The organism is Peptoniphilus sp., from assembly GCF_034090345.1.
Classification (GTDB): domain Bacteria; phylum Bacillota; class Clostridia; order Tissierellales; family Peptoniphilaceae; genus Peptoniphilus.
Genome location: NZ_JAXDSS010000021.1, coordinates 1 through 25,471 on the forward strand (window position 1 = coordinate 1; position 25,471 = coordinate 25,471).

Annotated in this window: 24 protein-coding genes; 21 read left to right on the plus strand and 3 right to left on the minus strand. The window is 34.0% G+C overall.

Annotated features, from left to right (window positions below):
• Positions 1-191 precede the first annotated feature (191 nt).
• From pyrB to SOR77_RS01980, 16 genes are all read left to right on the plus strand, one after another.
• A complete protein-coding gene (gene pyrB, locus SOR77_RS01905; RefSeq protein WP_320635514.1) occupies positions 192-1,109 on the plus strand; it encodes an aspartate carbamoyltransferase in 918 nt (305 codons plus the stop codon).
• A 1-nt stretch (position 1,110) separates the two neighbouring features.
• Entirely contained in the window at positions 1,111-1,539 is a 429-nt protein-coding gene (locus tag SOR77_RS01910) for an aspartate carbamoyltransferase regulatory subunit (RefSeq protein ID WP_320635515.1), read from the plus strand.
• Between the two features lie 2 nt (positions 1,540-1,541).
• Entirely contained in the window at positions 1,542-2,240 is a 699-nt protein-coding gene (locus SOR77_RS01915; RefSeq protein ID WP_320635516.1) for a dihydroorotate dehydrogenase electron transfer subunit, read from the plus strand.
• Positions 2,237-3,133, plus strand: a complete 897-nt coding sequence (locus SOR77_RS01920) for a dihydroorotate dehydrogenase (protein WP_320635517.1) — start codon at positions 2,237-2,239, stop codon at positions 3,131-3,133. The genes SOR77_RS01915 and SOR77_RS01920 overlap by 4 nt, the downstream gene beginning before the upstream one ends.
• Positions 3,134-3,248: 115 nt before the next feature.
• Positions 3,249-3,761: a flavodoxin family protein gene (locus SOR77_RS01925; protein WP_004820232.1), complete on the plus strand. Its 513-nt coding sequence runs from the start codon at positions 3,249-3,251 to the stop codon at positions 3,759-3,761.
• A 264-nt stretch (positions 3,762-4,025) separates the two neighbouring features.
• Positions 4,026-4,997 carry a DNA-binding protein WhiA gene (gene whiA / locus SOR77_RS01930; protein ID WP_320635518.1) on the plus strand — a complete coding sequence of 324 codons (972 nt, stop codon included), beginning with the start codon at positions 4,026-4,028 and terminating at the stop codon, positions 4,995-4,997.
• A complete protein-coding gene (locus tag SOR77_RS01935; protein WP_320635519.1) occupies positions 4,969-5,235 on the plus strand; it encodes an HPr family phosphocarrier protein in 267 nt (88 codons plus the stop codon). Before whiA ends, SOR77_RS01935 begins: the two co-directional genes overlap by 29 nt.
• Positions 5,236-5,300: 65 nt before the next feature.
• Positions 5,301-8,756, plus strand: a complete 3,456-nt coding sequence (locus tag SOR77_RS01940; RefSeq protein WP_320635520.1) for a DNA polymerase III subunit alpha — start codon at positions 5,301-5,303, stop codon at positions 8,754-8,756.
• A 2-nt stretch (positions 8,757-8,758) separates the two neighbouring features.
• Entirely contained in the window at positions 8,759-9,718 is a 960-nt protein-coding gene (pfkA, locus tag SOR77_RS01945) for a 6-phosphofructokinase (protein WP_320635521.1), read from the plus strand.
• Between the two features lie 9 nt (positions 9,719-9,727).
• Positions 9,728-11,476 (plus strand): pyruvate kinase, encoded by a 1,749-nt coding sequence (gene pyk / locus SOR77_RS01950; protein WP_320635522.1) that lies wholly within the window; start codon positions 9,728-9,730, stop codon positions 11,474-11,476.
• 99 nt (positions 11,477-11,575) lie between these two features.
• Entirely contained in the window at positions 11,576-12,697 is a 1,122-nt protein-coding gene (locus SOR77_RS01955; RefSeq protein ID WP_320635523.1) for a hypothetical protein, read from the plus strand.
• Between the two features lie 246 nt (positions 12,698-12,943).
• Positions 12,944-13,336: an ATP-binding protein gene (locus SOR77_RS01960; protein ID WP_320635524.1), complete on the plus strand. Its 393-nt coding sequence runs from the start codon at positions 12,944-12,946 to the stop codon at positions 13,334-13,336.
• Between the two features lie 97 nt (positions 13,337-13,433).
• Positions 13,434-15,257 carry a translational GTPase TypA gene (gene typA, locus SOR77_RS01965; protein WP_320635525.1) on the plus strand — a complete coding sequence of 608 codons (1,824 nt, stop codon included), beginning with the start codon at positions 13,434-13,436 and terminating at the stop codon, positions 15,255-15,257.
• A gap of 29 nt (positions 15,258-15,286) precedes the next feature.
• Positions 15,287-16,744 carry a cardiolipin synthase gene (gene cls, locus SOR77_RS01970; RefSeq protein ID WP_320635526.1) on the plus strand — a complete coding sequence of 486 codons (1,458 nt, stop codon included), beginning with the start codon at positions 15,287-15,289 and terminating at the stop codon, positions 16,742-16,744.
• Positions 16,745-16,753: 9 nt separating this feature from the next.
• Positions 16,754-16,885, plus strand: a complete 132-nt coding sequence (locus SOR77_RS01975; RefSeq protein ID WP_320635527.1) for a hypothetical protein — start codon at positions 16,754-16,756, stop codon at positions 16,883-16,885.
• Between the two features lie 192 nt (positions 16,886-17,077).
• Positions 17,078-18,373 carry a hypothetical protein gene (locus SOR77_RS01980; protein ID WP_320635528.1) on the plus strand — a complete coding sequence of 432 codons (1,296 nt, stop codon included), beginning with the start codon at positions 17,078-17,080 and terminating at the stop codon, positions 18,371-18,373.
• 30 nt (positions 18,374-18,403) lie between these two features.
• Here SOR77_RS01980 and SOR77_RS01985 read toward each other — a convergent pair whose 3' ends face one another.
• Genes SOR77_RS01985 through SOR77_RS01995 form a run of 3 tightly spaced genes read right to left on the minus strand, consistent with a single transcriptional unit; the run spans position 18,404 to position 20,568 of the window.
• Positions 18,404-18,925, minus strand: a complete 522-nt coding sequence (locus tag SOR77_RS01985; RefSeq protein WP_320635529.1) for a methylated-DNA--[protein]-cysteine S-methyltransferase — start codon at positions 18,923-18,925, stop codon at positions 18,404-18,406.
• A gap of 36 nt (positions 18,926-18,961) precedes the next feature.
• The gene (ymfI, locus tag SOR77_RS01990) at positions 18,962-19,678 is read right to left on the minus strand and encodes an elongation factor P 5-aminopentanone reductase (protein WP_320635530.1); all 717 of its coding nucleotides are present in this window, start codon (positions 19,676-19,678) and stop codon (positions 18,962-18,964) included.
• 2 nt (positions 19,679-19,680) lie between these two features.
• Positions 19,681-20,568, minus strand: coding sequence for a diacylglycerol/lipid kinase family protein (locus SOR77_RS01995; RefSeq protein ID WP_320635531.1), 888 nt, complete (start codon positions 20,566-20,568; stop codon positions 19,681-19,683).
• A gap of 251 nt (positions 20,569-20,819) precedes the next feature.
• Here SOR77_RS01995 and SOR77_RS02000 point away from each other — a divergent pair, with 251 nt between their 5' ends.
• The 5 genes from SOR77_RS02000 (at position 20,820) to SOR77_RS02020 (ending at position 25,415) form a co-directional block, all read left to right on the plus strand.
• Entirely contained in the window at positions 20,820-21,623 is an 804-nt protein-coding gene (locus tag SOR77_RS02000) for a transporter substrate-binding domain-containing protein (RefSeq protein WP_320635532.1), read from the plus strand.
• Between the two features lies 1 nt (position 21,624).
• Positions 21,625-22,296, plus strand: coding sequence for an amino acid ABC transporter permease (locus tag SOR77_RS02005; protein ID WP_320635533.1), 672 nt, complete (start codon positions 21,625-21,627; stop codon positions 22,294-22,296).
• Positions 22,289-23,011, plus strand: coding sequence for an amino acid ABC transporter ATP-binding protein (locus tag SOR77_RS02010; protein WP_004820261.1), 723 nt, complete (start codon positions 22,289-22,291; stop codon positions 23,009-23,011). The genes SOR77_RS02005 and SOR77_RS02010 overlap by 8 nt, the downstream gene beginning before the upstream one ends.
• A 259-nt stretch (positions 23,012-23,270) precedes the next feature.
• A complete protein-coding gene (locus tag SOR77_RS02015) occupies positions 23,271-24,035 on the plus strand; it encodes a PHP domain-containing protein (RefSeq protein ID WP_320635534.1) in 765 nt (254 codons plus the stop codon).
• Positions 24,036-24,098: 63 nt separating this feature from the next.
• Positions 24,099-25,415 (plus strand): D-alanyl-D-alanine carboxypeptidase family protein, encoded by a 1,317-nt coding sequence (locus SOR77_RS02020; RefSeq protein ID WP_320635535.1) that lies wholly within the window; start codon positions 24,099-24,101, stop codon positions 25,413-25,415.
• Positions 25,416-25,471: the final 56 nt, after the last annotated feature.

The following is a 25,471-nucleotide window of genomic DNA, read 5'->3' on the forward strand; positions in this document are numbered from 1 at the left end:
TTTTATATTGCTTAAAAATTAAATTAAAGTTTATTTGGAATGTAGTTTGAAATTGAGGAAATATTAATTGACATAACACAAATATTAATGTATATTTAGTCGAGGAAGAAATTACTTTTAATTTAGTGCGGGACGCTAAAAAGGTAAATGTATATCTTTTTGGCTTAGTGCGCTCCAAGTGAGGAGGAAATATGCTAAGACATTTAATACAACCGTTAGATTTTACAACTGAAGAGTTTGATTATTTATTTAGACTGGCAAATAAGATTATACAAAATCCTGAAAATTATTTGGATGTTTGTAAGGGGAAATTATTGGCCAGTCTTTTTTTTGAGCCTTCTACAAGAACAAGATTATCTTTTGAGTCTGCAATGCTAAGACTTGGGGGACAAGTTGTTGGGTTCTCTGATGCGAAAGTATCTTCAACAGCCAAGGGAGAGTCTTTACAAGACACCATAAGGACTGTGGAAAATTATGCTGATATATGCGCAATGAGACATCCTAAAGAAGGCGCGGCACTACTTGCGGCTAAGGCAATGACAAGAATGCCTATAATCAATGCCGGAGATGGAGGACATCAACATCCAACTCAAACTCTTACTGATTTATTGACCATAGATTATTACAAAAAAAGATTTGATAATTTGACAATAGGTGTTTGTGGGGACTTAAAATTCGGAAGGACAATACACTCTCTTGTAAGGGCGATGAACAGATATGAGGGAGTGAAGTTTGTGTTCATATCTCCTGAGGAATTGAAAATGCCTAAGACTTTTAAAGATGAGATTGCTGAGGAAAATTATATTGAAACTTCTGATTTATCTGAGGCAATTAAAAATGGCTTGGATATCTTGTATATGTCAAGGGTTCAAAGGGAAAGATTTGTATCTGAGGAAGAGTATTTAAGACTAAAGGACTTCTTTATTTTGGATAAGGAAAAGATGAATTTGGCTAAGGAAGATATGATAGTTCTCCATCCGCTTCCAAGGGTAAATGAAATTTCAACGGAGATTGACGACGACCCAAGGGCTGTTTATTTTGAACAAGCCAGGTTTGGGATGTATGTGAGAATGGCGCTTATAATGTTCTTATTGGGATTGGAGGCTTAAGATGATAAATGTATCAAAGATAAAAAAGGGGATAGTGCTTGATCATATTGAAGCCGGAAAGGCCAAGGTTATCTACACTGCACTTAAGTTAGACCAAGTTCAGGACCCTGTAGTTATAATGCAATCTATACCGTCAACTGCAATGGGCAAAAAAGATTTGATAAAGATTGAAACTGATTTTGAACTGGATTATACTGTACTCGGCTTAATTGCTCCAAGAACTACTGTAAATTTTGTAGAGGGCGGAGAAAGAGTCAAGAAAGTTAGACTTGAGTTACCTAAAGAAGTTGAAGGTATAATGAAGTGTAAGAATCCAAGATGCATCAGCAATATTGAAAAGGTAAAGGACCACAAATTTACTTTGGCAAATGCTGAAACTGAAGAATATAGATGTGAATACTGTGATTCACTTACTAAATATAACGAGTAGATATGGCAAGAGTAATATATAATAAACAAATAGATTTAAATTACTACTTGATTAAGATAGATCAGGTAGATGATGTAAAACCGGGACAATTTTATATGCTTAGAGCGTGGGACAAGTATCCTACGCTTTCAAGACCGATTTCAATATATGATGTTGAAGATGACGGGATAGTGTTCTTTTATGAAGTAAGGGGAGAAGGGACGAAGATAATAAGGGATTTAAAAGTCGGAGATGAGATAATGGCTGATGGCCCTCATGGAAATCATTTTTGCTATGAAAATATAGATGAGATTTCTTTGGTTGGGGGTTCTGTTGGAGCGGCTCCTTTTTATTATTTAGTTAAGTGCTTGAAGAGAGAAAATCCTGAAGTTAAAATAGATTTTTATATTGGAGAGCGAGAAACTCAAAATCTTGAGAAGGCATTTGAAGATTTGGAAGTAAATTTTATAATCAAAAAGGGTGGACTTATTACTGAAGTTTTAGAATTTGATAAGAAGTTGATATACACTTGTGGTCCAAGTGCAATGATGCAAGCCGTTGAAAGTTTGGGGACACAAAATGGCTGCAAGGTATATGTGTCTTTAGAAAATCGTATGGGCTGTGGAGTTGGAGCGTGTCTTTCTTGTTCATGTAAAACCAAAACCGGAAATAAGAGAGCGTGTGTTGAAGGACCTGTATTTGATGGGAGTGAATTGGTATGAGAACTGAAGTTGAAATTTTTGGGAAAACTTTAAAGAATCCACTGCTTCCGGCTTCAGGTACTTATGGTTATGGAGAGGCATACGAGAGCTATTATGCTCCAAGTGAATTGGGGGCTCTAATATCAAAGGGAATAACATGGAATCCAAAGCCGGGCAACGAAGGAATTAGGATTTGGGAAACTCCTAGTGGCATCTTAAATTCAATTGGACTTGAAAATCCGGGAATACATGAATTTTTAAATGGGAAGCTTCAAAAAATGCAGACCTTAAATGAAAATATTATTGTAAATCTTGGTGGAAATACAATTGAAGAATACATCAACAGTGTGGAATTGTTAAATGAACACGATTTTTTTGCAATAGAGTTGAATATATCTTGTCCTAATGTCAAAGAGGGGGGAATGGCTTTTGGAATAGAGTCTGAAACTGCAGCTGAAGTTACAAAAATTGTAAAAGCTCATACAGAGCATAACTTGATTGTAAAGTTATCTCCCAATGCACGGGATGTTGTAGAGTGTGCAAAAGCTGTTGAAGAAGCGGGAGCAGACAGTGTATCACTAATAAATACCGTGCTTGGAATGGCTATAGACCCTTATGCAGAGAGGACTGTATTTAACAATGTATACGCCGGGCTTTCAGGACCTGCTGTAAAACCTATTGCGCTTAGAATGGTGCATCAAGTTGCAAAAAATGTGAGCATACCTGTGATAGCGGCCGGAGGGATTTCCACCGGGCTTGATGTAGTAGAATTTATGATGGCAGGTGCCACACTTGCTCAAATAGGTACGGCTAATTTTATGAATCCAAATGCAGTAATGGATATTTTAAAAGATTTTGAAGAGTTTTTAAAGGGGAAAAATATAACAGCCAAGGATTTAATTGGAATAGTTTAAGATAGAAATAGTTAATGAGAGTTAACTATTTTTTATTGCAAAAGTTATTGTAAAAAATTGTCCAAAAATTATATATTGTGGGTAATATAAAATATATTAGTTTTGGGAGGTAAGCATGAAAGGGATAGTTATATATTCATCTAAGACGGGAAACACTAAAAGAGCTGCAGAGTATATATATGAAGGATTAAAGGATGTCGCTGAGATGGATTTAGCCAGTGTAGATGAAAATAAAAAAATTGATGATTATGATTTTGCACTTTTAGGAGGGTGGATAGATAAGGCACTGCCGGATGGGAAGATTAAAAAGGTCCTAGATAAGACAAAACAAAAAAATTTGGGTTTGTTTATGACACTTGGAGCTATGCCGAATTCTGAACATGGACTCAAGGTAAAAGAAAATTTGGAAGCTATGTTAGTTGATAAAAATTCTCTTGGAGAGTTCAGATTGCCGGGATTAGTAGATCCTATTCTCATAAATAAATTAAGAGGATTTGCAGCGAAGGTGATTCCGGCAAAAATAAGGGAACAAATGATTGAAGCCGGGCTAAAGTCCAGAATGGCAACTGAAGAAGAATTAGAAGAGGCTGTTTTATATTTTAAAGAGAATTTAAAAAAAATAATGTGAGCTTTAGGTTTTTAATGTTCTGTATTTTGAGAATATTAAAAACCTAATTTATTTTAAAAAGTTAATTTAAATTAAATACAATTGATGAACACTATATTTTTTAAAAAAGGTAAATACTATGTGGTATAATTTAATTGAAAATGTATTTTGAAATTTTTTATAGCATTATTAAGATTTATCAAAAATTCTCCAGAAGTCTTTTAAAAATAGAGGGCGTGGGGTATAATATTTTACGGTAAGTCGTTTGCAAATAGATGAGGTGATGTGTTGAGTTTTTCATTTGATGTAAAGAATGAGTTGGCGAGGATTAAACTCAACGATCTTGCAGATATTATTGCCGAATTATCAGCTTACATAAGAATGTGTGGAGCGCTACAACTTTCCGGAGATGGGATAAGGGTTAGGTTCAACACAGAGAATGCTGCAATCGGTAGAAGGATTTTCACTTTTTTGAAAGACTTCTATTCTAAGGATGTAGAGGTTAAGATATCTCAATCAAGACAATTAAAAAAGAATAATATATATACGATTGTGCTTGAGGATGAAAATGCTTGTAAGCTTCTATTTTACGATTCCGAGTTTATAAGCGGTGAAAACGTATTTGTACAGAGCTATTCTCCATACAGAGTAATTAGGTGGGATAGTGCAAAGAGAGCTTATATTAGAGCTGCGTTTTTGGGAGCGGGCTCAATTTCCAATCCGGAGAAGTATTATCATTTGGAGTTTGTTTCAAATAACGAGGAACATGCAAACTTCGTGAGTGATATTTTAAATGAATACTGCTTAAATTCCAAAGTCATAGCGAGAAAAGAGTATTTTATAACTTATATAAAGGGTGCGGAACAGATATCTGATTTACTTAGCTTGATGGGTGCTCAAAGGTCTATGCTCAAGTTTGAAGATATCAGAGTTTATAAGGACTTAAATAATAATGTAAATCGCTTAGTTAACATGGAAAGTGCCAACTTGAACAAAATAGTAAATAATTCTGTAAAACAGGTTATTGATATAAATTTAATAGAAGAAAAACTTGGGTTGAATTCTCTACCTGAATCTTTGCAACAAGTGGCAAGGTTGAGGTTGGAAGATGAGTCTCTAAGTTTGAAAGAAATTGGTATGATGCTAGACCCAAAAATAGGAAAGTCTGGAGTAAACCATAGATTTAACAAGATAAGAGAAATTGCAAATGAAATAAGAGGTGAACAAAATGGTTACAAAGAAAGTAACATTGAGTAATGAAGATGGGTTACATGCACGTGCAGCAGCATTGTTTGTGAGAACAGCCAACAGATATAAATCAGAAATAACTCTCACAGCAAGAGGGGAATCTGTAAATGCAAAAAGTATCATAGGGATTATGTCTTTAGGGGCATTTAGTGGTGAAGAAATCACCATTACTTGCGATGGTGAAGACGAGACTAAGGCAGTTGACAATTTAATAGACTTGGTAGAAAATAAATTTATAATGATATAAGTTGATAGAGTTTTAATATTAATATTAAAACTCTTTTTTAGTATAAATTATAGAAGAGGGATAATTTGAATGATTTTGTACACCTTCATGTCCATAGTGAATATTCACTTTTAGATGGGTCTTCGAGGATTAAAGAGTTACCGAATAGAATAAAAGATTTGGGAATGAATGCTGTTGCGCTCACAGACCACGGGAATATGTATGGAGCGATTCAGTTTTATAAGGCCTGTAAAGAGGCGGGAGTAAAGCCGATAATGGGATGTGAAGTATATGTAACAGAAGAGAGTTATTTAAAATTTGACAGGAGCAACAAGAGATACCATTTAATATTATTAGCTGAAAACAACGAAGGCTTTAATAATATTATGAAGATAGTTTCTGAAGGTTTTGTCCACGGTTATTACTATAAACCTAGAGTAGACCACGAAGTTCTAAGGAAGTATAGCAGGGGAATAATTGCCACTAGCGCATGTCTTGCCGGGGAAGTTCAAAGGAAATTGCATTCCGGAGATTATGATGGAGCAAAAGAAACGGCTCTTAACTATCAAGATATTTTTGGAAAGGGAAATTTCTTTTTAGAGTTACAAGATCATGGAATCTTGGCTCAGAAAAAAGTGAACCAGCTTTTGAGAAAGTTATCGATTGAAACGGGGATAGAATTAATAGCTTCAAATGATGCTCATTATTTAAAGCAAGAAGATGCAAGCGCACATGACGTTTTGTTGTGTATTCAAACAGGAACTGTTATAAATGCGGAAAAGAGAATGAAGTTTGAGACTGAGGAATTTTATCTAAAGAGTTACGAAGAAATGGCTCAAATATTTCCAAATGATTTACAAGCTCTTGAAAATACTGTGAAAATTGCAGATAGGTGTAATGTTGAAATAGAGTTTCACAATTTACACTTACCGCATTTTGAAGTTCCTGAAGGGTATGACAATGTAAGCTATTTGAGAAAACTTGCAGAGGACGGTTTAAAAGCCAGATATAGAGATGTTACGGACGATATAAAGAAGAGATTTGAGTACGAATTCAACACCATAATAACTATGGGATATACTGATTATTTTTTGATTGTCTGGGACTTTATAAGATATGCAAAAAGTGTTGATATTCAAGTTGGTCCCGGGAGAGGTTCAGCAGCGGGGTCAATAGTTTCGTATGCGCTTGGAATAATTGATATAGACCCGTTGAAATTCAATTTGCTATTTGAAAGATTTTTAAATCCGGAGAGAGTTTCGATGCCGGATATAGATATAGATTTCTGCTATGAGAGAAGAGAAGAAGTAATTGAATATGTAATAAGAAAATATGGTGCTGAAAATGTAGCTCAAATAGTAACTTTTGGTACATTGGGTGCAAGGGGTGCATTAAGAGATGTTGGTCGTGCCCTGGACATAAGCTATGGAAGAGTGGACTACATCGCCAAACAAGTTCCTGAAGAACTTAATATGACAATTGAAAAAGCTCTTGGAATGAGTCCGACTTTAAAAAAGGAATATGAAACTTCTGATGAAACCAGGTATTTGATAGATACGGCTTTAAAGCTTGAAGGACTTCCAAGGCACACCTCAACTCATGCGGCAGGGGTAGTAATTTCAAAAGACGAAGTTACAAATTATGTTCCGCTCACGAGAAACGGAGATATAATAGCTACTCAGTTCAACATGATCGAGCTTGAAGAGCTTGGACTTTTAAAGATGGATTTCTTAGGGCTTAGAACTCTTACGGTAATAAGAGATGCTCTGAAGTTAATTGAAGAAAATCATGGGATAAAGATTGATTTTTCTCTTGTGGAATTGAATGACCCGAAGATACTTGAGATGTTTGCAAGAGCTGAAACTCTTGGCGTATTTCAATTTGAATCTCAGGGGATGAGAAATTTCTTGAGGGAATTAAAACCGGACGCTTTTGAAGATTTAGTTGCTGCAAATGCTCTGTTCAGACCGGGACCAATGAGTCAAATTCCAAAGTTCATAGAATCTAAGCATAATTCCGAACTTTTGTCCTATCCACATCCTCTAGTCGAAGATATTTTATCCACTACTTATGGGTGCATTGTATATCAAGAACAGGTTATGCAAATTGTTCAAAAAGTAGCCGGCTATTCTCTTGGACAAGCTGACTTGTTAAGACGTGCCATGAGTAAGAAAAAGATGTCTGTAATGGAAGAGGAGAGACAAAACTTCATTTATGGCAAGGAAGAAAATGGCGAATTGGTTATAGCCGGAGCTATAAGAAATGGAGTAGATGAGAAGACTGCCAATAAAATCTATGATTTAATGATAGATTTTGCAAATTATGCATTTAACAAGTCACATTCTGTTGCGTATTCGGTAGTAGCTTATAGAACGGCTTATCTGAAATATTATTATCCGGTTGAGTTTATGGCTGCGCAGATAACTTCGTTTATGGGAAGAATGTCTCAAGTTTCGCTGTATGTAGAAGAGTGTAAGAGGCTTGGAATAGATATATTGCCACCTGATATAAATAAGAGTTTTAAAAAATTCACTGTTGAAGATGGAAAGATAAGATTTGGGTTAAAAGCTATTAAGAATATGGGCGAGAACTTTATCGATGCTGCTGTTGAAGCCAGAGAAAAGGGTGGAGAATTTATATCTCTTAACGACTTTGTAAAGAGAGTTGCTGAAATAAATCCGAGTGCAGTAAATAAGAGAGCCCTGGAGTATTTAATAAAGTGCGGAGGGCTGGACTGTTTAGGAGGAAACAGAACTCAGTATTTGGCAGTTTACGAAAAAACTGTTGACAATGTATTGGGTACTCTTAGAAATAATATAAGCGGACAGTTTTCAATTTTTGAAGAACAGAAAATGAATGAGGAACTACCAAGACTAAAAGATTTCACACAAAAGGTCAAACTTGAATTAGAGAAAGAAATATTGGGAATATATATATCAGGGCATCCGTTGGACGATTATGTAGAGTTGATAAACAGAATGAGTTCTACAAATTCAAACCGAATTATGGAAGAGTATTCTATGAATACAAATTTAATTATGAGAAATTTGAGAGTTGCAGGTATAATAAAGAGTAAGCGAATTCTCATAACTAAAAACAAAAAGATGATGGCATTTGCAACTCTTGAAGATATTTTAGGGCAAATTGATTTGGTTATTTTTCCAAATGTATATGAAAAGTACATGGATATTATTGTCGAAGAAAATGTCGTGTTGGTAGAGGGGCATATACAAGCGTCTGAAATTGAAGAGCCTAAGATATTGGTGGACTCAATAAGTCTTTTGAAAGATTATGAAGATGAGTTAAAAAGTGTTAAAAAGTTGTATTTGAGTTTGAGAAGTAAAGAATCAAACTTGCTAAATTCTGTTAAAGCTGAATTGGTAAAATATTCTGGAGATATACCTGTAATATTTTACTTTGAAGATGAGAAAAAAGCTTACGCAACTGAAAAGAAATATTGGATTGACGAGAACAGAGCGGAAGATTTGAGAAGTGGTTTGAAAGCTTATATTGGTGATGGAAATAAATTTATATTGAGGTAATTATGGGGAAAATAGCTATACTTACAAGCGGTGGAGATGCTCCGGGGATGAATGCAGTTATAAGAGCTGTGGTTAGAACTGCAATTTACAAGGGAGTTGAAGTCTATGGAGTTAAGAACGGATATGAAGGCTTGATAGATGGGAATTTGATAGAGATGAATGAGTCTTCTGTGGCGGATATAATTCACAGAGGGGGGACAATCCTCGGAACTTCAAGATCAGAGAGATTTATGACTGAAGAGGGACAATTAAAAGCTATAAATATTTTAGAAATATTTGGGATAGATAAGTTAATAGTGGCCGGTGGCGATGGAAGTATGAAAGGTGCAATGGCACTTTCAAAACACGGCATTGACGTGATGGGTATTCCGCTTACAATAGATAATGACATGGGCTATACAGATTATACAATTGGATTTTTTACGGCAATTACAACTGTAATGGATGCAATTTCTCATATAAGAGATACTACTGAATCTCACGGCAGAGCGAATGTTGTTGAGGTAATGGGGAGAAATTGTGGGGATATTGCCCTATATGCTGGAATAGCTTCCGGTGCTGAAAACATATTAGTTCCGGAGAGGAAGTTTGATTTAGATGAAATAGCTAAAAAAGCTTTGGTTGGGAAAAATAGAGGCAAGAGACACCACATCATAATTGCAGCAGAGGGTGCCGGAAATAGTTTTGAAATAGCAGAAAAATTTGAAGAGTTAACGGGAATAGATACTAAAGTTACTATTTTAGGTTATATTCAAAGAGGGGGAAGCCCTAATGTATCTGATAGGATAATGGCCTCTGCTATGGGAAGCAAGGCTGTGGAGTTTATTTGCGATAATGAAGGTAGTCATGCAATAGGTATTAAAGATGGAACTGTTGAAGTATTTGATTTAGAAGAAGCGCTAAATACTAAGAAAGACTTCAAAGATGATTTAAAGCATATACTTGAAGTGACATCTATTTGAGGAGATTTTATGAAAAAGACTAAAATAGTGGCAACAATAGGCCCGGCAACGGAATCAAAGGAAATATTAAAACAACTTTTTACAGAGGGAGTTGACGTTTGTAGACTTAACTTTTCTCACGGGAGTCACGAAGAACATCAAGTTAAAATTGATAGAATAAAAGAAGTTAGGGAAGAAATGGGTCTTCCGGTGGCGATAATGTTAGATACAAAAGGCCCTGAAATAAGACTTGGGCTTTTTAAAGATTCTATGGAAGTTCGTCTTGAAAGCGGAGACAACTATACACTCACAAATAGAGATGTTGAAGGGGACGAAACTATAGCCTCTATATCGTATGCCGATTTACCTAGAGACATTACAGTTGGCTCAAGAATACTTATAGACGATGGGTTAGTTGGTCTCAGAGTACTTTCAAAGACAGATACAGATATCTATACAGAAGTTGAAAATGGAGGGGTAATTTCTCAAAGGAAGGGAGTTAACGCTCCCGGAGTGGACTTAAAATTACCTCTATTAAACGATAAAGATAAAGCTGATATAATTTTTGGGGTTAAAAACGATATAGACTTTATCGCAGCGTCTTTCGTAAGAAGTAAAGAAGATGTGTTGGAGATTAGAAAAGTTCTTGAAGATGCCGGAAACTATGACATTAAAATTATTTCAAAGATAGAGTCGGAACAAGGGTTGGCTAATTTAGACGAAATACTTGCCGTTTCTGATGGTATAATGGTTGCCAGAGGGGATTTGGGAGTTGAAATCCCAACGGAGAGAGTTCCCCTTGCTCAAAAAGAAATGATTAAAAAATGTAATATTGCCGGCAAGTCAGTAATTACTGCAACTCAAATGTTGGATTCTATGATGAGAAATCCAAGACCTACCAGAGCTGAAGCCAATGACGTTGCAAATGCGGTACTAGATGGGACAAGTGCGGTTATGTTATCCGGGGAAACTGCAAGTGGGAAATATCCGCTAAATGCTGTAAAGGTGATGAGAGAAATTGTAGAAGTGACAGAAGATTCTATAAATTATCAAGAACTTTTAGAAAAACAAATTTCTGAAATTTCAACTTCTGTGACAAATGCAATAGGAAAGAGTACTTGTACAATAGCTCAAGATTTAAGCGCAAAGGCAATTATTACAGCGACGACATCAGGTTCTACAACAAGGGCGATTTCAAAGTTCAGACCTAAGTCTACAATAATAGCTGCGACAACTTCAGAGAGAGTTAGAAGACAACTTGCTTTGACATGGGGTGCAGTTTCAATATTGGTGCCGGCTTTAAACACAACAGATGAAGTTTTCAAAAATTCAATAGACAGAGTTATTGAAGAAAAGCTTGTTGAAGAAGGAGACGTAGTAGTAATTACAGCAGGGGTACCGGTTGGTCTTTCGGGTTCAACAAACTTGATTAAAGTACAAACTATAGCAAAGGTACTGACTCAAGGCACAGGCATTGGAAAAGAGTTGGTAACTGGAAGAGCTGTGGTAGTAAACTCGGTAAATGATTTAATCAATAATTTTAAAGAAGGCAACATACTTGTTGTGTCAAATACAGACAAAGAGATAATTTCATTTGTTGAGCGTGCGGGTGGAATCATAGCTGAAGCTGCCGGATACACTTCACATGCGGCAATTACTGCAATAAGTTTAGGTATTCCAACAATTGTTGGAGCTGATGGAGCTCTTACAAGGATAAGCACCGGGGATATTGTGACAATAGACCCTTCAGAGGGAACAGTTCGTAAAGGAATATACTAATTCTTAACTATTGAAACAAAATTGACTCCTAACTGTAACTGTATTAGAGTTGATATACTGTTTATGTAGGTTAGAATATATGATAAGGAGATGATTACAATGAAAAAGAAAATTTATTCATTAATGCTTGTACTTACATTTTTAATAACATTATCAGTGAAAGTAGAAGCTAGAACAGAGTATGCAACATTACCAAGATTTGATGTCACACTTAATGGGCAAAAAGTAGATAACACATATGCTGAGTATCCACTTTTAGTTTACAAAGACATCACATACTTCCCGATGACTTATCACACATCAAGATTTTTAGGTGTTGAAACAAATTGGAGCGAAGCAACGGGGCTAAAGATAAATAAGACAGGTATTGCAGGAAGGTTTGAATTCTATCAAACTAAGGTTAAAAATAATGACAGATATCAAGTTTCAGTACCTGAATTTGCAATTGCCGTAAATGGGAAATCTATAAACAACAGAACAGAACAATACCCACTTCTAACATTCAGAGATGTGACATATTTCCCAATGACTTGGAGATTTGGCGTTGATGAATTTGGTTGGGACTATGACTTCACACACCAAAAAGGATTGGTAATCAATTCTAAAAAAGCTGAAATAACAAAATCTGATATAAAGATTGAGGAAAAGAAAAGTAAATTTGAAGACTACTCAAAAACTGAATTCTACAATGGAAATTACTATGTTGTTAAAACAGATGGAACTTCTTACAGATTATTCAAAGATAGTTTGATAGGAAATAAATCTGAACAAGTTTCAGACATGGAAATTAAATCATTTATCCGTGAAGGAAATAAATTACTATTTTCTTCCGGAGATGGTTACTATAGCTATGATTTAGAAAAAGGCAGAATAAGCAAAGAATCTTCAATAGTCAACAAAAATATATCAGCAGCTACAGCCATCAATCTTGGCAACACAACTTTCTATGTAGAAAGCAAAGAGGGAACAGTTTTAACTGAAAAGGGCGAAAAAGTAAACAACGGAGCAGCTTATATGAGCAGTACTAAAGTTGGAGACTATACAATAATAAGATTTGCTTCAAAGGCAAATTCTGATAAGAGCCAAATTTATGATAGAGCCGGTAGAATGGTTTACAACACTGACAAAGAAATAGCAGATGTAAAAATGGAAGGATATCAATTAAACTTTACTATTAAAAATGCAAATGGTACAGATAGCCAAAGAATTTCAATAAGATAAAATATGACGGTTATTGCTTAAAAAGAGTAATAGCCGTTTCTATTGTAATTTTTTTAAGTTGGATATAAATTTAAACATAATAAAAGGATTGAGAAGATGGCAGAGGCGGAGTTTAACAGTGGACTTTAACGATATCTTTGAATATATTTTTTTATTACAAAAAAATATTTTATGTAAATCTTATCAGAAAAGTTACAAAGATATATAATTGGGTAAAATATAAAATATATGAAAAGAGGTGAGACTATGGATGCTATATACACCTACCAAGGGGCAGTTTCAAGTGAACTTGAACAGATAAAACCTTTTGTTGAGGATGTGTTAAAGCGAATAAAAAAATATATATTTGATGAAGAAACAATTTTTGATTTGAAACTAATTCTTGACGAGTTGGTGGTGAATGGAGCATTACATGGTAATGAACTCAATCAAGAAAAGTATGTTTATTTAAATGTCGTACTAAAAGACACTTCTATCACTATAAGAGTAGTAGATGAGGGATGTGGAATTATAGAATATTCTTCAAATGATTGCTTTAATAGTGAAAAATGTAGTGGGAGAGGGCTCATATTAGTAGAAGCACTCACAGATAAATTAATTTTTAATAAAAATGAAGTAATTGTTTTGAAGCACTTTTAATATTATAAATATTTTTAGCTAAATCACCTTATTTAAGGTGATTTTTATATACAAATAAACAAGCTGTGATATAATTTTTAGAGATTGGAGTGAAAAGATGAATAAAAGAGACGATATAAGAAATATAGCTATTATTGCACACGTAGACCATGGCAAGACAACTCTTGTAGATGCATTATTAAAACAATCGGGTATTTTTAGGGAAAATCAAGTTGTAGAAGAGAGAGTAATGGACTCAAATGCAATAGAGAGAGAAAGAGGAATTACAATCCTTTCAAAAAACACATCTGTAATGCACGGTGGAGTTAAGATAAACATAATAGATACTCCAGGACATGCTGACTTCGGAGGAGAAGTTGAACGTGTATTAAAGATGGTAAACGGGGTTGTCCTTTTAGTAGATGCATTTGAAGGACCGATGCCTCAAACTAAATTTGTTTTAAAAAAGGCATTTGAATTAGATTTACCGGTAATTGTTGCAATAAATAAAATAGATAGACCCGGGGCAAGACCTGAGGCTGTAGTAGATGAAGTGTTAGATTTATTTATAGATTTGGGAGCTAGTGATGATGCTCTTGAAAGTCCTCACGTATTTACATCAGCAAAAACGGGAATAGCAAAGCTTGATTTAAGTGATGAAACAACAGACATGAGTGCTTTATTTAATACCATAATCGACTATATACCGGCACCTGATTATGATATAGAAGCACCGTTTCAAGTTTTGATTTCAACTATAGACTACAATGATTATGTTGGCAGAATTGGGGTAGGGAAAGTTGAAAGAGGACAGTTCAACCAAGGCGACACGGTAGTAATAGTAAACAAGGAAAAACCTGAACTATGTAAGAAAGTTAAGATAACAAATATATATGAATATGAAGGACTTGAAAGAGTACCGGCTGAAACGGCAAAGGCGGGAAGTATAGTTGCAGTTTCCGGAATTGAGGATATAAACATAGGAGATACAATAGCTTCTACAGAAGATCCAACCCCATTGGAATTTGTAAAGATTTCAGAGCCTACACTATCTATGAATTTTTCGGTAAATGATTCTCCATTTGCAGGACGTGATGGTAAATTTGTAACTTCAAGGCAAATTAGAGCAAGACTTTTCAGAGAACTCCAAACAGACGTTGGACTTAGAGTTGAAGATACTGATTCAACAGATTCTTTTAAAGTTTCAGGAAGAGGAGAACTTCACCTTTCAGTCTTAATTGAAAATATGAGACGTGAAGGATATGAATTCCAAATTTCTAAACCGGAAGTTCTTTACAAGACCATAGATGGGAAATTATATGAGCCAATGGAAATTGTTACAATAGATGTTTCAAATGAACATGTTGGAAGCGTAATAGAAAAACTGGGAAGACGTAAAGCAGAACTTGTTTCAATGCAAGAGCCAACAGGTGGATATGCAAAACTTGAATTTAAAATGCCGGCACGTGGATTAATAGGATATCGTTCAGAATTTATGAGTGATACAAAGGGAAATGGTATATTAAATACACTTTTCTTAGATTATGAACCATATAAGGGTGATATACCAAGACGTATGGACGCTTCAATAGTATCTTTTGACACAGGTACAGCATCTGCTTACGGACTTAACAATGCTCAATCAAGAGGATATTTATTTGTAAGACCTTCAGAAGAAGTATATGAAGGTCAAGTTGTCGGGCAATCTCCAAAAGGTGTTGAAATTGAAGTTTCAGTAACTAAGACAAAGAAACAAAGCAATGTTAGAGCTTCAGGAGCAGATGAAGCACTTAAACTATCTCCAACGGTAGATATGTCTTTAGAAGAAGCGCTTGAATTTATTGAAGATGATGAGTTGATAGAAGTTACTCCGGTAACCTTTAGAATAAGAAAGAAAATTTTAAATTCACAAATAAGATATAAATCTAAAAAAAATAAGTAGGTGGTAAAGTGTTTACACCATTTTTTAGCATGGATAGAGTAGTTAGTTTCTTCTCTGCGTATGGAATAATTTTTATATTAAACTTAGTTTTTTCTGTGATAATTATTTTTGCAGAGAAGAGAAAACCAACATCTACATTGTTGTGGGTTATGGCAATTAATTTTTTACCAATAATAGGATTCATACTCTATTTGATATTAGGACAAGATCTTTCAAAGATAAAAATTTTCGACAAAAAAGAGAAAATTGAAAAGAAGATGTACTATATTGCAAGAAACCAAATAGCTAGATTGGAAAGAGAAGTTGAAAAAGGCGAAAGCATATATGGCTATTTGGATATGATTCACATGTTTAATATGGGTGAAAATGAAATAATGTACTCCAACAATCAAATTGAAAGATTTATAGATGGGGAAAGTTATTTTAAAACTTTGATAGATGATATTAAAGCGGCAAAGACTTCGATTTATATCCAGTCATATATTTTCAAATCTGATAATTTGGGAACAGAGATTATAAATCTTTTAAAAGAAAAAGCTAAACAGGGATTGGAAGTAATCCTATTAGTAGATGGTATGGGCGGAAGAAAATTTAAGAGTAGGGATAGGAGAGGACTCCTAGAAACCGGAGTAAAAGTAGAAGTGTTTTTCCCGGGAATTTTTAAAAACATCAATACGCGTATCAACTACAGAAATCATAGAAAGATAATTGTAATAGACCATAAAATTGGATATGTCGGAGGATACAACATAGGAGATGAATATATTTCAAAGAGCAAAAAATTTGGATTTTGGAGAGATACTCATCTTAGAATAGTTGGAGATGCCATTCGAGGTCTAGAATTTAGATTTTATCTTGATTATAAATTTGCATCCGGCAAAAGAGCCAGTATGGCACCGATGACATTTATTAAAACTGAAAAAGATTTGGAGGCCAAAGGTTCAGAAGTTTGTATAGTTACCAGTGGGCCGGACACAAAAGTTGACTCTGTTAGAAACGGATATGAAAAGCTGATAACAAAAGCAAAGAAGAGAATTTTTATACAAACTCCATATTTTGTTCCGGACGAAGGGCTTTTTAAATCACTTAAAGTCGCAGCTCTTTCAGGAGTGGAAGTAAATATAATGATACCGAGAATAAGGGACCATATATTTGTACATTGGGCTTCACTTTCATTTATTGGAGAGTTGTTGCATTGGGGTTGCAAGGCATATTACTATGAAGGCGGTTTTCTGCACAACAAGATAGTTATTTCAGATGATGTAGTATCAAGCGTGGGCACTGCCAACTTTGATATAAGAAGTTTTGAACTCAACTTTGAAGTAAATGCATTTATTTTTGATAGAGATATGAATGCTAAATTAGTTGAAGACTTCTATAGAGACGTTGAGAGCTCAACAGAAATAACATTGGAAAATTACAAAAACAGACCTTGGCATATAAAGGTGCGAGAGGGTTTCTCAAGACTTTTATCGCCAATACTCTAAGAGGATAGAATGAAATTTATAGCGAAAATATTTTTGATAGTTGTCATTGCAATTGCAATAATGAACATTGTTGACTTTAGAAAATATGTACATGTGGACAAAATGGATGGAGTCAAAGTTTTAGAGCCATCTAAGAAATAAATTACAATAAAAGGTTGTTATCATAAATTGGTAGCAATCTTTTTTATTTTCGAAAGGAGGGCTATATACTTATTAAACAGCTTGATGAATATATTTTAAAATTTGGGTATAAATAAAAAGTTCACTTAGACAGTTGAAAGATAAATAGTGCCATTTGTGAATGAATTTTAGATTTTAGAAAAGAGGAATAGTATGAGAGTAACAAATCTATTAGAATTACAAAAAGCTCTAGAAACTGAAGGGAAAGAAATAGAAATTTTAAATTCGATTTCATCTCCTGATACTATAAAGGTCAAAAAAGGTACGAAATTAATAGGCAGAGGAGAAAAGATTTTTCTAAGCTTTATCAACACAGAGGGTATTTCTTTGGAAGGTGACAATGAAATAAAGAATATATCAATACAAACTAAACCTGAAAATAGAGCGATATATTTAAATTCACAAGATGAGAACTTGGGAACTATAAATATAGAAGACACAACTATAACCGGGGTTGTTCAATTGATGACAAGAGGTAGTAATAAAAATTTAAAGTTAAACATAAAAAATATGGATATAGTCAGCGCTGATGCAAGAAGATTTAGTGAAAAGCCCCAAAAATATGGCGTGAATGTATATCAAGGGGCCTTGACTATTTATAATTACAATTCTAATAAAGACAGTGATATTGAAGTGAGTATCGAAGGCGTTTCTATAGGAAGAGAAAATGCTCCGGCAATAGGCAGCGGTATATTTATTTCCGGATTCAACGATGACGGTGGAAAGGTTTTGGTAAAGAAATTAGTCACTGAAGACATTTTTTCAAATGGTATGATTCCTTTTGGACAACCAAACTTAATCACCGGCGGTATTTTTATATTAAATGGAGCTTATGCCGAAGAGATAATTTCGAACGGAACTGTTGAAACTTATGGTGTAAATGATATGGGGCTTGACGTTTGGGGAAAAGTTTCTAGATGGATTGTAAATGATAAAATAAAAAGTTATGGACCGAGTGGAATAGGGTTTGTAAATTTTGGAGAAGTAGAATATTTTGAAACAAATGATTCAATTGAAACTTATGGTCTTGGGGCGAGAGGATTCAATCAATATGATGGAACTATAAAAGAAGCTTATTTTGATTCTATAAAGACTGTTGGAGATGGCTCAATAGGAATGCAATTTAGCAAACCGGTTGGCAAGATAGTAATTAAAAAAGATGTTACGACAAAAGGTAGCTCAGGAGAAACTCTTGTAAAGGGTGTGATAATGAATTTATTCGCCGATGGAATAAGTGTAAAAGAAGGCGGAGAGATTGAAGAACTGATTGTAAAGGGAAATATTGAGACAAATGGTTCAGATGTAGTAAGTTACCACTTGGACGGAGGGTTTGTAAAATCTTTTTCTATAGATGGAGAAATAGAGGCTAAGGGGAAAGGTGCCAAGACAGTTGTAATTGAAAATGGCGGCAAAACAGACACTGAAAATTTAAAAAAATATATAGATTAAAAAGGCAGATATCTAATTTGATATCTGCTCTTATATTTTTGGAAGGGAGAAATTATCTTTATAAGCACCTTCAATTTTAAGTAGTTTAATTTTTTTGTCGATACCACCGGCATATCCTGTCATACATCCGTCGCTCCCTATAACTCTGTGACAAGGAATTATAATTGAAATCGGATTGTGACCTATTGCTCCGCCAACAGCTTGAGCTGACATTTGTTTTAAATTATTTTGTGAAGATATTTTTTTAGCTATTTCACCGTAAGTTGTTGTAGTTCCGTATGGAATATCCATTAAAAGTTTCCAGACTTTCATTCTAAAGTCAGTGCCTTTTAGCTTGATAGAGGGTGTAAAGTTTGGGATTCCACCATTAAAATAAATATCCAGCCAAGATTTAGTGGTCTCAAAAATTGGAAGGTTATTTTTTATAGCATTTGATTTATGGAGTTCTTGATAGTATTTTGCGTTGACATAAGATAAATTTATTAAATTCTCTCCGTCACTAAACATAAACATTTCTCCGATAGGTGAAATATAATTTTGAATGTAGTTCATATATCCTCCTTTCAAAAGAATAGATAGTAAATCAATTTAGACACCCATACCGCCATTTGTTGAAATTATTTGACCTGTCATATATGAGTTTTTATCAGAGATTAAGAATGATACTAACTCAGCTATTTCAGTTGGTTCCGCCATTCTCATCATAGGTATATTCTCACAGATGTATTTTAAATCTTCATCTGTGTAGCATTTCATCATTTCAGTATTCACAGTTCCGGGAGCAATGGCATTTACTCTTATATTGGAAGGTGCCAATTCAAGTGCCAAGGATTTTGTCAAAGATTCTATTGCGCCTTTAGTTGCAGAGTAAGCAACCTCACAAGATGCGCCATGAGAACCCCAAATAGAAGATACGTTTAAGATTACTCCTCGTTTATTTGATATCATATCGGGAAGGACACATTGAATAGTATTAAAACATCCGCCTACATTGACGTTAAATAGCTCTTTCCATTTTGCAACTTCTAAATCTTGAAATAGAGATACCACAGAAATTCCGGCGTTGTTTATCAAGACATCTATATTTCCGAAGTCGGATTTTATTTTATCAATCATAGTTTTAACTTCATTATAATTTGAAACATCAGCTTGGTAAGCTTTTGTGTTGAGGTTTTTTGCCAATGCCTCGGCAGCGTCTTTACTGCTATTGTAGTTGATTAAAACTTGGTAGCCATCTGCAAATAGTTTTTCAGATACTGCTTTGCCAATTCCCTTAGCGCCACCGGTTATAAGTACTTTTTTCAAAATTAAAGTCCTCCCAAGTATGCGAATTTAATTGCAGATTTTAAAATTTTAAAATCAATTTGTTTAGTTTCAAAAATTTCACCATTTATATTAGATAGTATAGTATCGTTGCTTTTAATAGTACCCGACTCAACTTCCAAAATATCTATTTGAGGATATTTTAAATGTAGTCCCTTTTTATAAGAAGGGAGTATTTTTAAAATATTTATTAGGTTTAATTTTTTTACTAAAACAACTTCTAAAATTCCGTCATCTACTCTTGAGTTTGGAGAAGGATTGAAACCATCGCCATAATAACTGCCATTGCAAACAGCTCCAAGAGTAAATAAATCATCAGCTTTATATATTTTTCCATCCCTTAAATTCAATTCAATATCTAAGTGTAAAGCAAAAGGCTTAAAAATAGATCTGAGTATTCCGAAAGGATATGCTTTTGCTTTTAAAAATGGAAATTTTTCAAGAACTTTATATGTATTTGACAAAGCTATTGTATCAAGTCCAAAGCTTAATATATTTATACAAAACATATCATTTAGCTGAATTATGTCGCAAGTTTTGACAACGGGATTTAGAGTATCGTCTAATGAAAATTTAGAGTAATCAAAATTTTTTGAAAAATCATTTGCAGTGCCAAGTGGAATTAAGCCAAGTGCAGCTTTTTTATTCACAAGCTCTGATGCAGCTTCATTTAAACTTCCATCTCCGCCGCACACATAGATGATACACTCTTTATCCGAATACTTGCGAGTTATTTCCTTTATACTATCTTCATTTCCAGTTGTATATATTTCAAACTCCAAATCAGCTTTAGAATATATGCTTATTATTTCCTTTTTTAAATCTGCATACTCATTTCTAGATTTAGAGCTTATTATAAAAATTGTTTTCATAACTTAGATTTTAATATAAACCTATGGAAATTTCTATACCAATAGTTATTCATATTTTAATACTTGAAATTTTTTTAAAATTTTAATATAATATTTTAAATTTTTAAAAAAAGGGGGCCTTAATCTTGGGTTACTTAGAAAGCTGCAAGAGAACATGGAAAATAACCTTAAACTTTTCCAAACCCATGAGAACCGATTAATTTTTTGGGAGATATAACTTATGTAAATAAAAATTAATGGGGGAAAGAAAAATGAAAAAGTTAGTATCAATTATAGCAATGGGAGTATTGCTAATGGGTTTAGTTGCATGTTCAGGAGATAAAAAAGAAACTAAGGCTGAAGATTCTTTAGCCAAGATAAAAGAAAGTGGCACTATTATTCTTGGAACAAGTGCAGACTATCCGCCTTATGAATTCCACAACATAGAAAATGGAAAAGATGAGATAGTTGGAATTGATATAGAAATTGCTAAAGCAGTAGCTGAAGATTTAGGTGTTGAGTTACAAATAAAAGATATGTCTTTTGATGGTCTTATTGCCGCTCTTAATGTAGGAGAAATGGATTTTGTAATGTCAGGTATGGCGTCTACTCCGGAACGTGAAGAAGCAGTAGATTTTTCAATTCCGTACAATGAACAAGGTCAAGTTTTACTTGTAAGGACAGAAGACGTTGAGAAATATAAGTCGGTTGAAGATTTAAAGGGGCTTACAATTGGAACACAATTTGGAACTGTTCAAGAATCTTATGCAAAAGAAAACTTTAAGGATTCTGAAGTTAAATCTATTCAAGATAATAATGCAGTTGTAATGGAACTTAAAAATAAAACTTATGATGTTGTATTTGCAGCAAAAATAGTTGCTGAGAAATTTGCTTCTATGCAAGAAGGGTTAGCTACGGTAGATATTGGAGCACCTAATGAACCCGGTTATTCAGCAGCAGTTAAAAAGGGAAATACTGCACTTGTTGAAGAAATCAACAAGGTCATAGATAAACTAAAGGCAGAAGGTAAAATCGAAGCGTGGATAGACCAATATTCACAAACTGCGGGTGAATGAGATGATACAAAAGGAATTAGAATTTATTGGTAAATACTGGCAATCCTATTTAGCCGGTACGGGGATGACACTGCTCTTTTCAATATTGGGAGTAGTGTTTGGAACCTTACTTGGCTTTTTAATTTCCTGGTTAAAACTTAGTAACAACAAAGTTTTGAGATCGATAGGTACAACTTATGTGGAAGTAATAAGAGGAACACCACTTATGGTCCAATTACTTATCGTGTTTTTTGGTCTTAAAGTATATTTACAAGACACAAATGCTTTTTTTACAAATGCAATATTTTTGTGTACATTGGCGATAGTTATGAACGCCGGAGCTTATATAGCTGAGTTAATAAGAGGTGGAATATTATCTGTAGATAAGGGTCAATTTGAAGCCGGTCGTTGTTTAGGTCTTACTCAAAGACAAACGATGAGAAAAATTATATTGCCGCAGGCCTTTAAGACAATTTTGCCGGCTTTAGGGAATGAATTTGTAGCCTTGATAAAAGAAACTGCCATAGTCTTAATGGTTGGAATGCCGGATATAATTTATAGAGCAAATGCAATTAAAGCTTCAACTTACCAACCTATAAGGCCTATGATATACGCTGCAATATGCTATTTCATAATGACATTTACACTTTCAAAAGCAATGAATAGAATTGAAAGGAGGATGGCAAATGATTAAGACGCTAGGACTTAAAAAGAGATTTGGCAATTTAGAAGTTTTAAAGGGAATAGACCAAGAAATAGATAAAGGGGAAGTGCTTGTAGTTATCGGACCATCCGGATCAGGAAAGTCTACATTTTTGAGATGTTTAAATCTATTAGAAGTTCCGGATGAGGGTGATGTAATAGTGGATGGAGAAAAAATTAATCAAAAAGGTGTGAATATAGACCATGTGCGTGAAAAAATGGGAATGGTTTTTCAGCAATTTAATTTGTTTCCACATATGACTATTTTAGAAAATATAACTTTGGCACCAATAAATGTAAAGGGCATGAATAAAGTTGAGGCAGAGGAAAAAGCTTTGGTACTTCTAAAAAGATTTGGATTAGAAGATAAAAAGAACAGCTATCCAAAATCTCTATCAGGTGGACAAAAACAACGTATTGCAATTGTCAGAGCGCTTGCTATGGAGCCTGAAGTTATGCTTTTTGATGAACCTACATCAGCACTTGATCCTGAAATGGTAGGGGAAGTATTAGATGTAATGAAAACTCTGGCTGAGGATGGTATGACAATGGTCATAGTAACTCACGAGATGGGATTTGCTAAAGAAGTTGCAGACAAAGTAATATTTATGGACGGAGGATATATTGTAGAACAAAATACTCCGGAAGAAATATTTAATAATCCGCAAGAAGAGAGAACTAAAGACTTCTTTGGAAAAATATTATAAATCTATCCAAGCTTTTATGCTTGGATATTTTTTATATAGACAGTTGAGATCAGTAAATATTTACGCAAAAAATAAATTAAATTTTATTGGAATTCAAACTTCATTATATCTGTTGAGAAGATAACCAAAGAATATATAGAAAATAAAAGATATTTATAAAAGAGATTTACAGATAGAAATAAAAAAGAGCATTTAATTAATTTGCCTCATAATGAGGCGAATTTTTTATTGAGTGATATAATATACATCAGGTGATAAGATGCAAGAGTATAATTACCATACACATACATATAGATGTGGACATGGGGTTGGAAGAGAAGAAGAATATGTTAAGTCTGCAATTGAATCGCAATTTAAAGTTTTGGGTTTTAGCGAACACTTGCCTTTTGAAGATTGGATAGATCCACATGAAAGGCCTACAATGGCGGAAAAAGTTGAATATGAAAAAATTGTAAGAGAATTAGGGAGTAAATATCCCGAAATAAAAATAAAATTAGGATATGAAACAGAATATTTTAAAGATATGGACAGTTATATAAAAGAGACATCAGAGAGAGTTGACTATTTGATTTTAGGTCAACACTCTCTTGAGAGAACTGATTTATATCTACATGATAGTGCAACTGATTATGAAGTTAGAAAGATGGCTGAAATTGTGTGCAAAGGGCTTAGCACAGGGTATTTTAAATATTTAGCACACCCGGATTATTTTATGAGGGCAAGAGAAACTTATTCCAAAGAATGTGATAAAGCTATTAGGGAGATCGCAATAGCGGCAAAAGAAAATTGTGTTTATGTGGAGTTGAATTTAAAAGGCTTTTTAATATCAAAAGGGATAGTTGACGGAGAGGAAACTAACTATTATCCATACAAAAAAGTATTTAAGACAATGTCAGAAATAGGGCCTAAATTTGCAATAGGATATGATGCTCACAGTCCGAAGTTTTTAAATAATCGAGAGGCTGAAGAGCAACTTAGAAAAGCTTATTCATATTTAAAAATCGAAGAGAGAGAATTTATATAAAACAATCTTATAAAAAGTTTTATATGTTTTGAAAACTCTGATAAAATATTTGAGAGGTGAAATATGAAGAAACTGACAATTTTTCTTCTTTCTTTAGTCTTACTTGGTGAAAACTTAGTATATGCTAATTCTGAAGTTAAAACTCCTGAAAAAAGGGAATCCAATGTAGAGACAGAAATTAAAGAGATTAGAAATCAAAATATTTTAGTCCCAACTAAAAAAGGTGTTCAGAAGGCAACACAGGCAGAAGCTGACAAGATAAAGAGTTTAGAAGAACGACCTTTGGAAAGTTTAACCGGCTCATATATTTTAGGGGACTATAAAAGCGGGAAAATACTTGAATCATATAATATAGATGAAGTTAGAGCGATGGCATCAATGTCTAAAATAGTTGGAGTTTATGTTGTATTTGATGCGATAAAGGCAAATAAAATTTCTATGGAAGATAAAGTTACTATCGATTCCGAGGCGGCAAGACTTACAGGTTCAACGTACAAGTTGAAAGAGGGAGACATAGTGGCGGTGAAGGACTTGATAAAAGCGGCATTAGTAGTTTCAGGAAATGATGCGATAACATCTCTTGGGAAACATATATACGGGTCGAAAGAAGAATTTGTAAATGAAATGAATGAAAAGTGTAAAGATCTTGGACTTAAACATGCCGAGATGGTAAATCCAACAGGGCTTACAGATTATTCAAATGAAACATATAATAAGATGACCACAAGAGAAATGTTTATATTGGCGAGACATTTTATAAATGATTATCCTGAGGCATTGAAGTACACTTCAATAGAATCGATAATTGAGCCTGAGAGAAACTTTGAAGAATATAATACCAATCCGATTTTAGGGGTTGTAAGAGGTGTAGATGGATTAAAGACAGGATACACAAATGCAGCAGGCAGATGTCTTATGGCAACAGCCCTAAAAAAGGGGGAAGGAAAGAGTTTAGACACAAGGTTAATAGGAATTATAACAGGAGCTCCAAGCGACTGGGCTAGATATGTAGCTGCAAAGAAATTAGTTGGTGGCGGACTGGAGAAATATAGATACACAGTGATAGGAAATCTTGAAGAACCTGTAGCAAAGTTAAAAGTAGAAAATTCGGAGACAGGGGAAGTAAATGTATTTGAAAAATCTACGGGCAATGTGCTTTGGGACGGGAAAAGTGAGATTAAAAAAACTGTAACGCTAAAAGAAGGTCTTTTAGCTCCAATTCCGGCTGGTGAAGTTGTGGGTAAAATTACTTACACTATGGATGGAGAAGAGATTTTAAAACAAGATGTAATAGTAAAAGATAGAGTTTTACAAAAAGGTTTTATCTATAAGATACAACATATCTACAGAGATATTATAAATAACATAAAAGCAGCTTAAGACACTTTGGAGACAAGGTGTCTTTTTGTAATTTAAAACGAGATGTCAATACATCT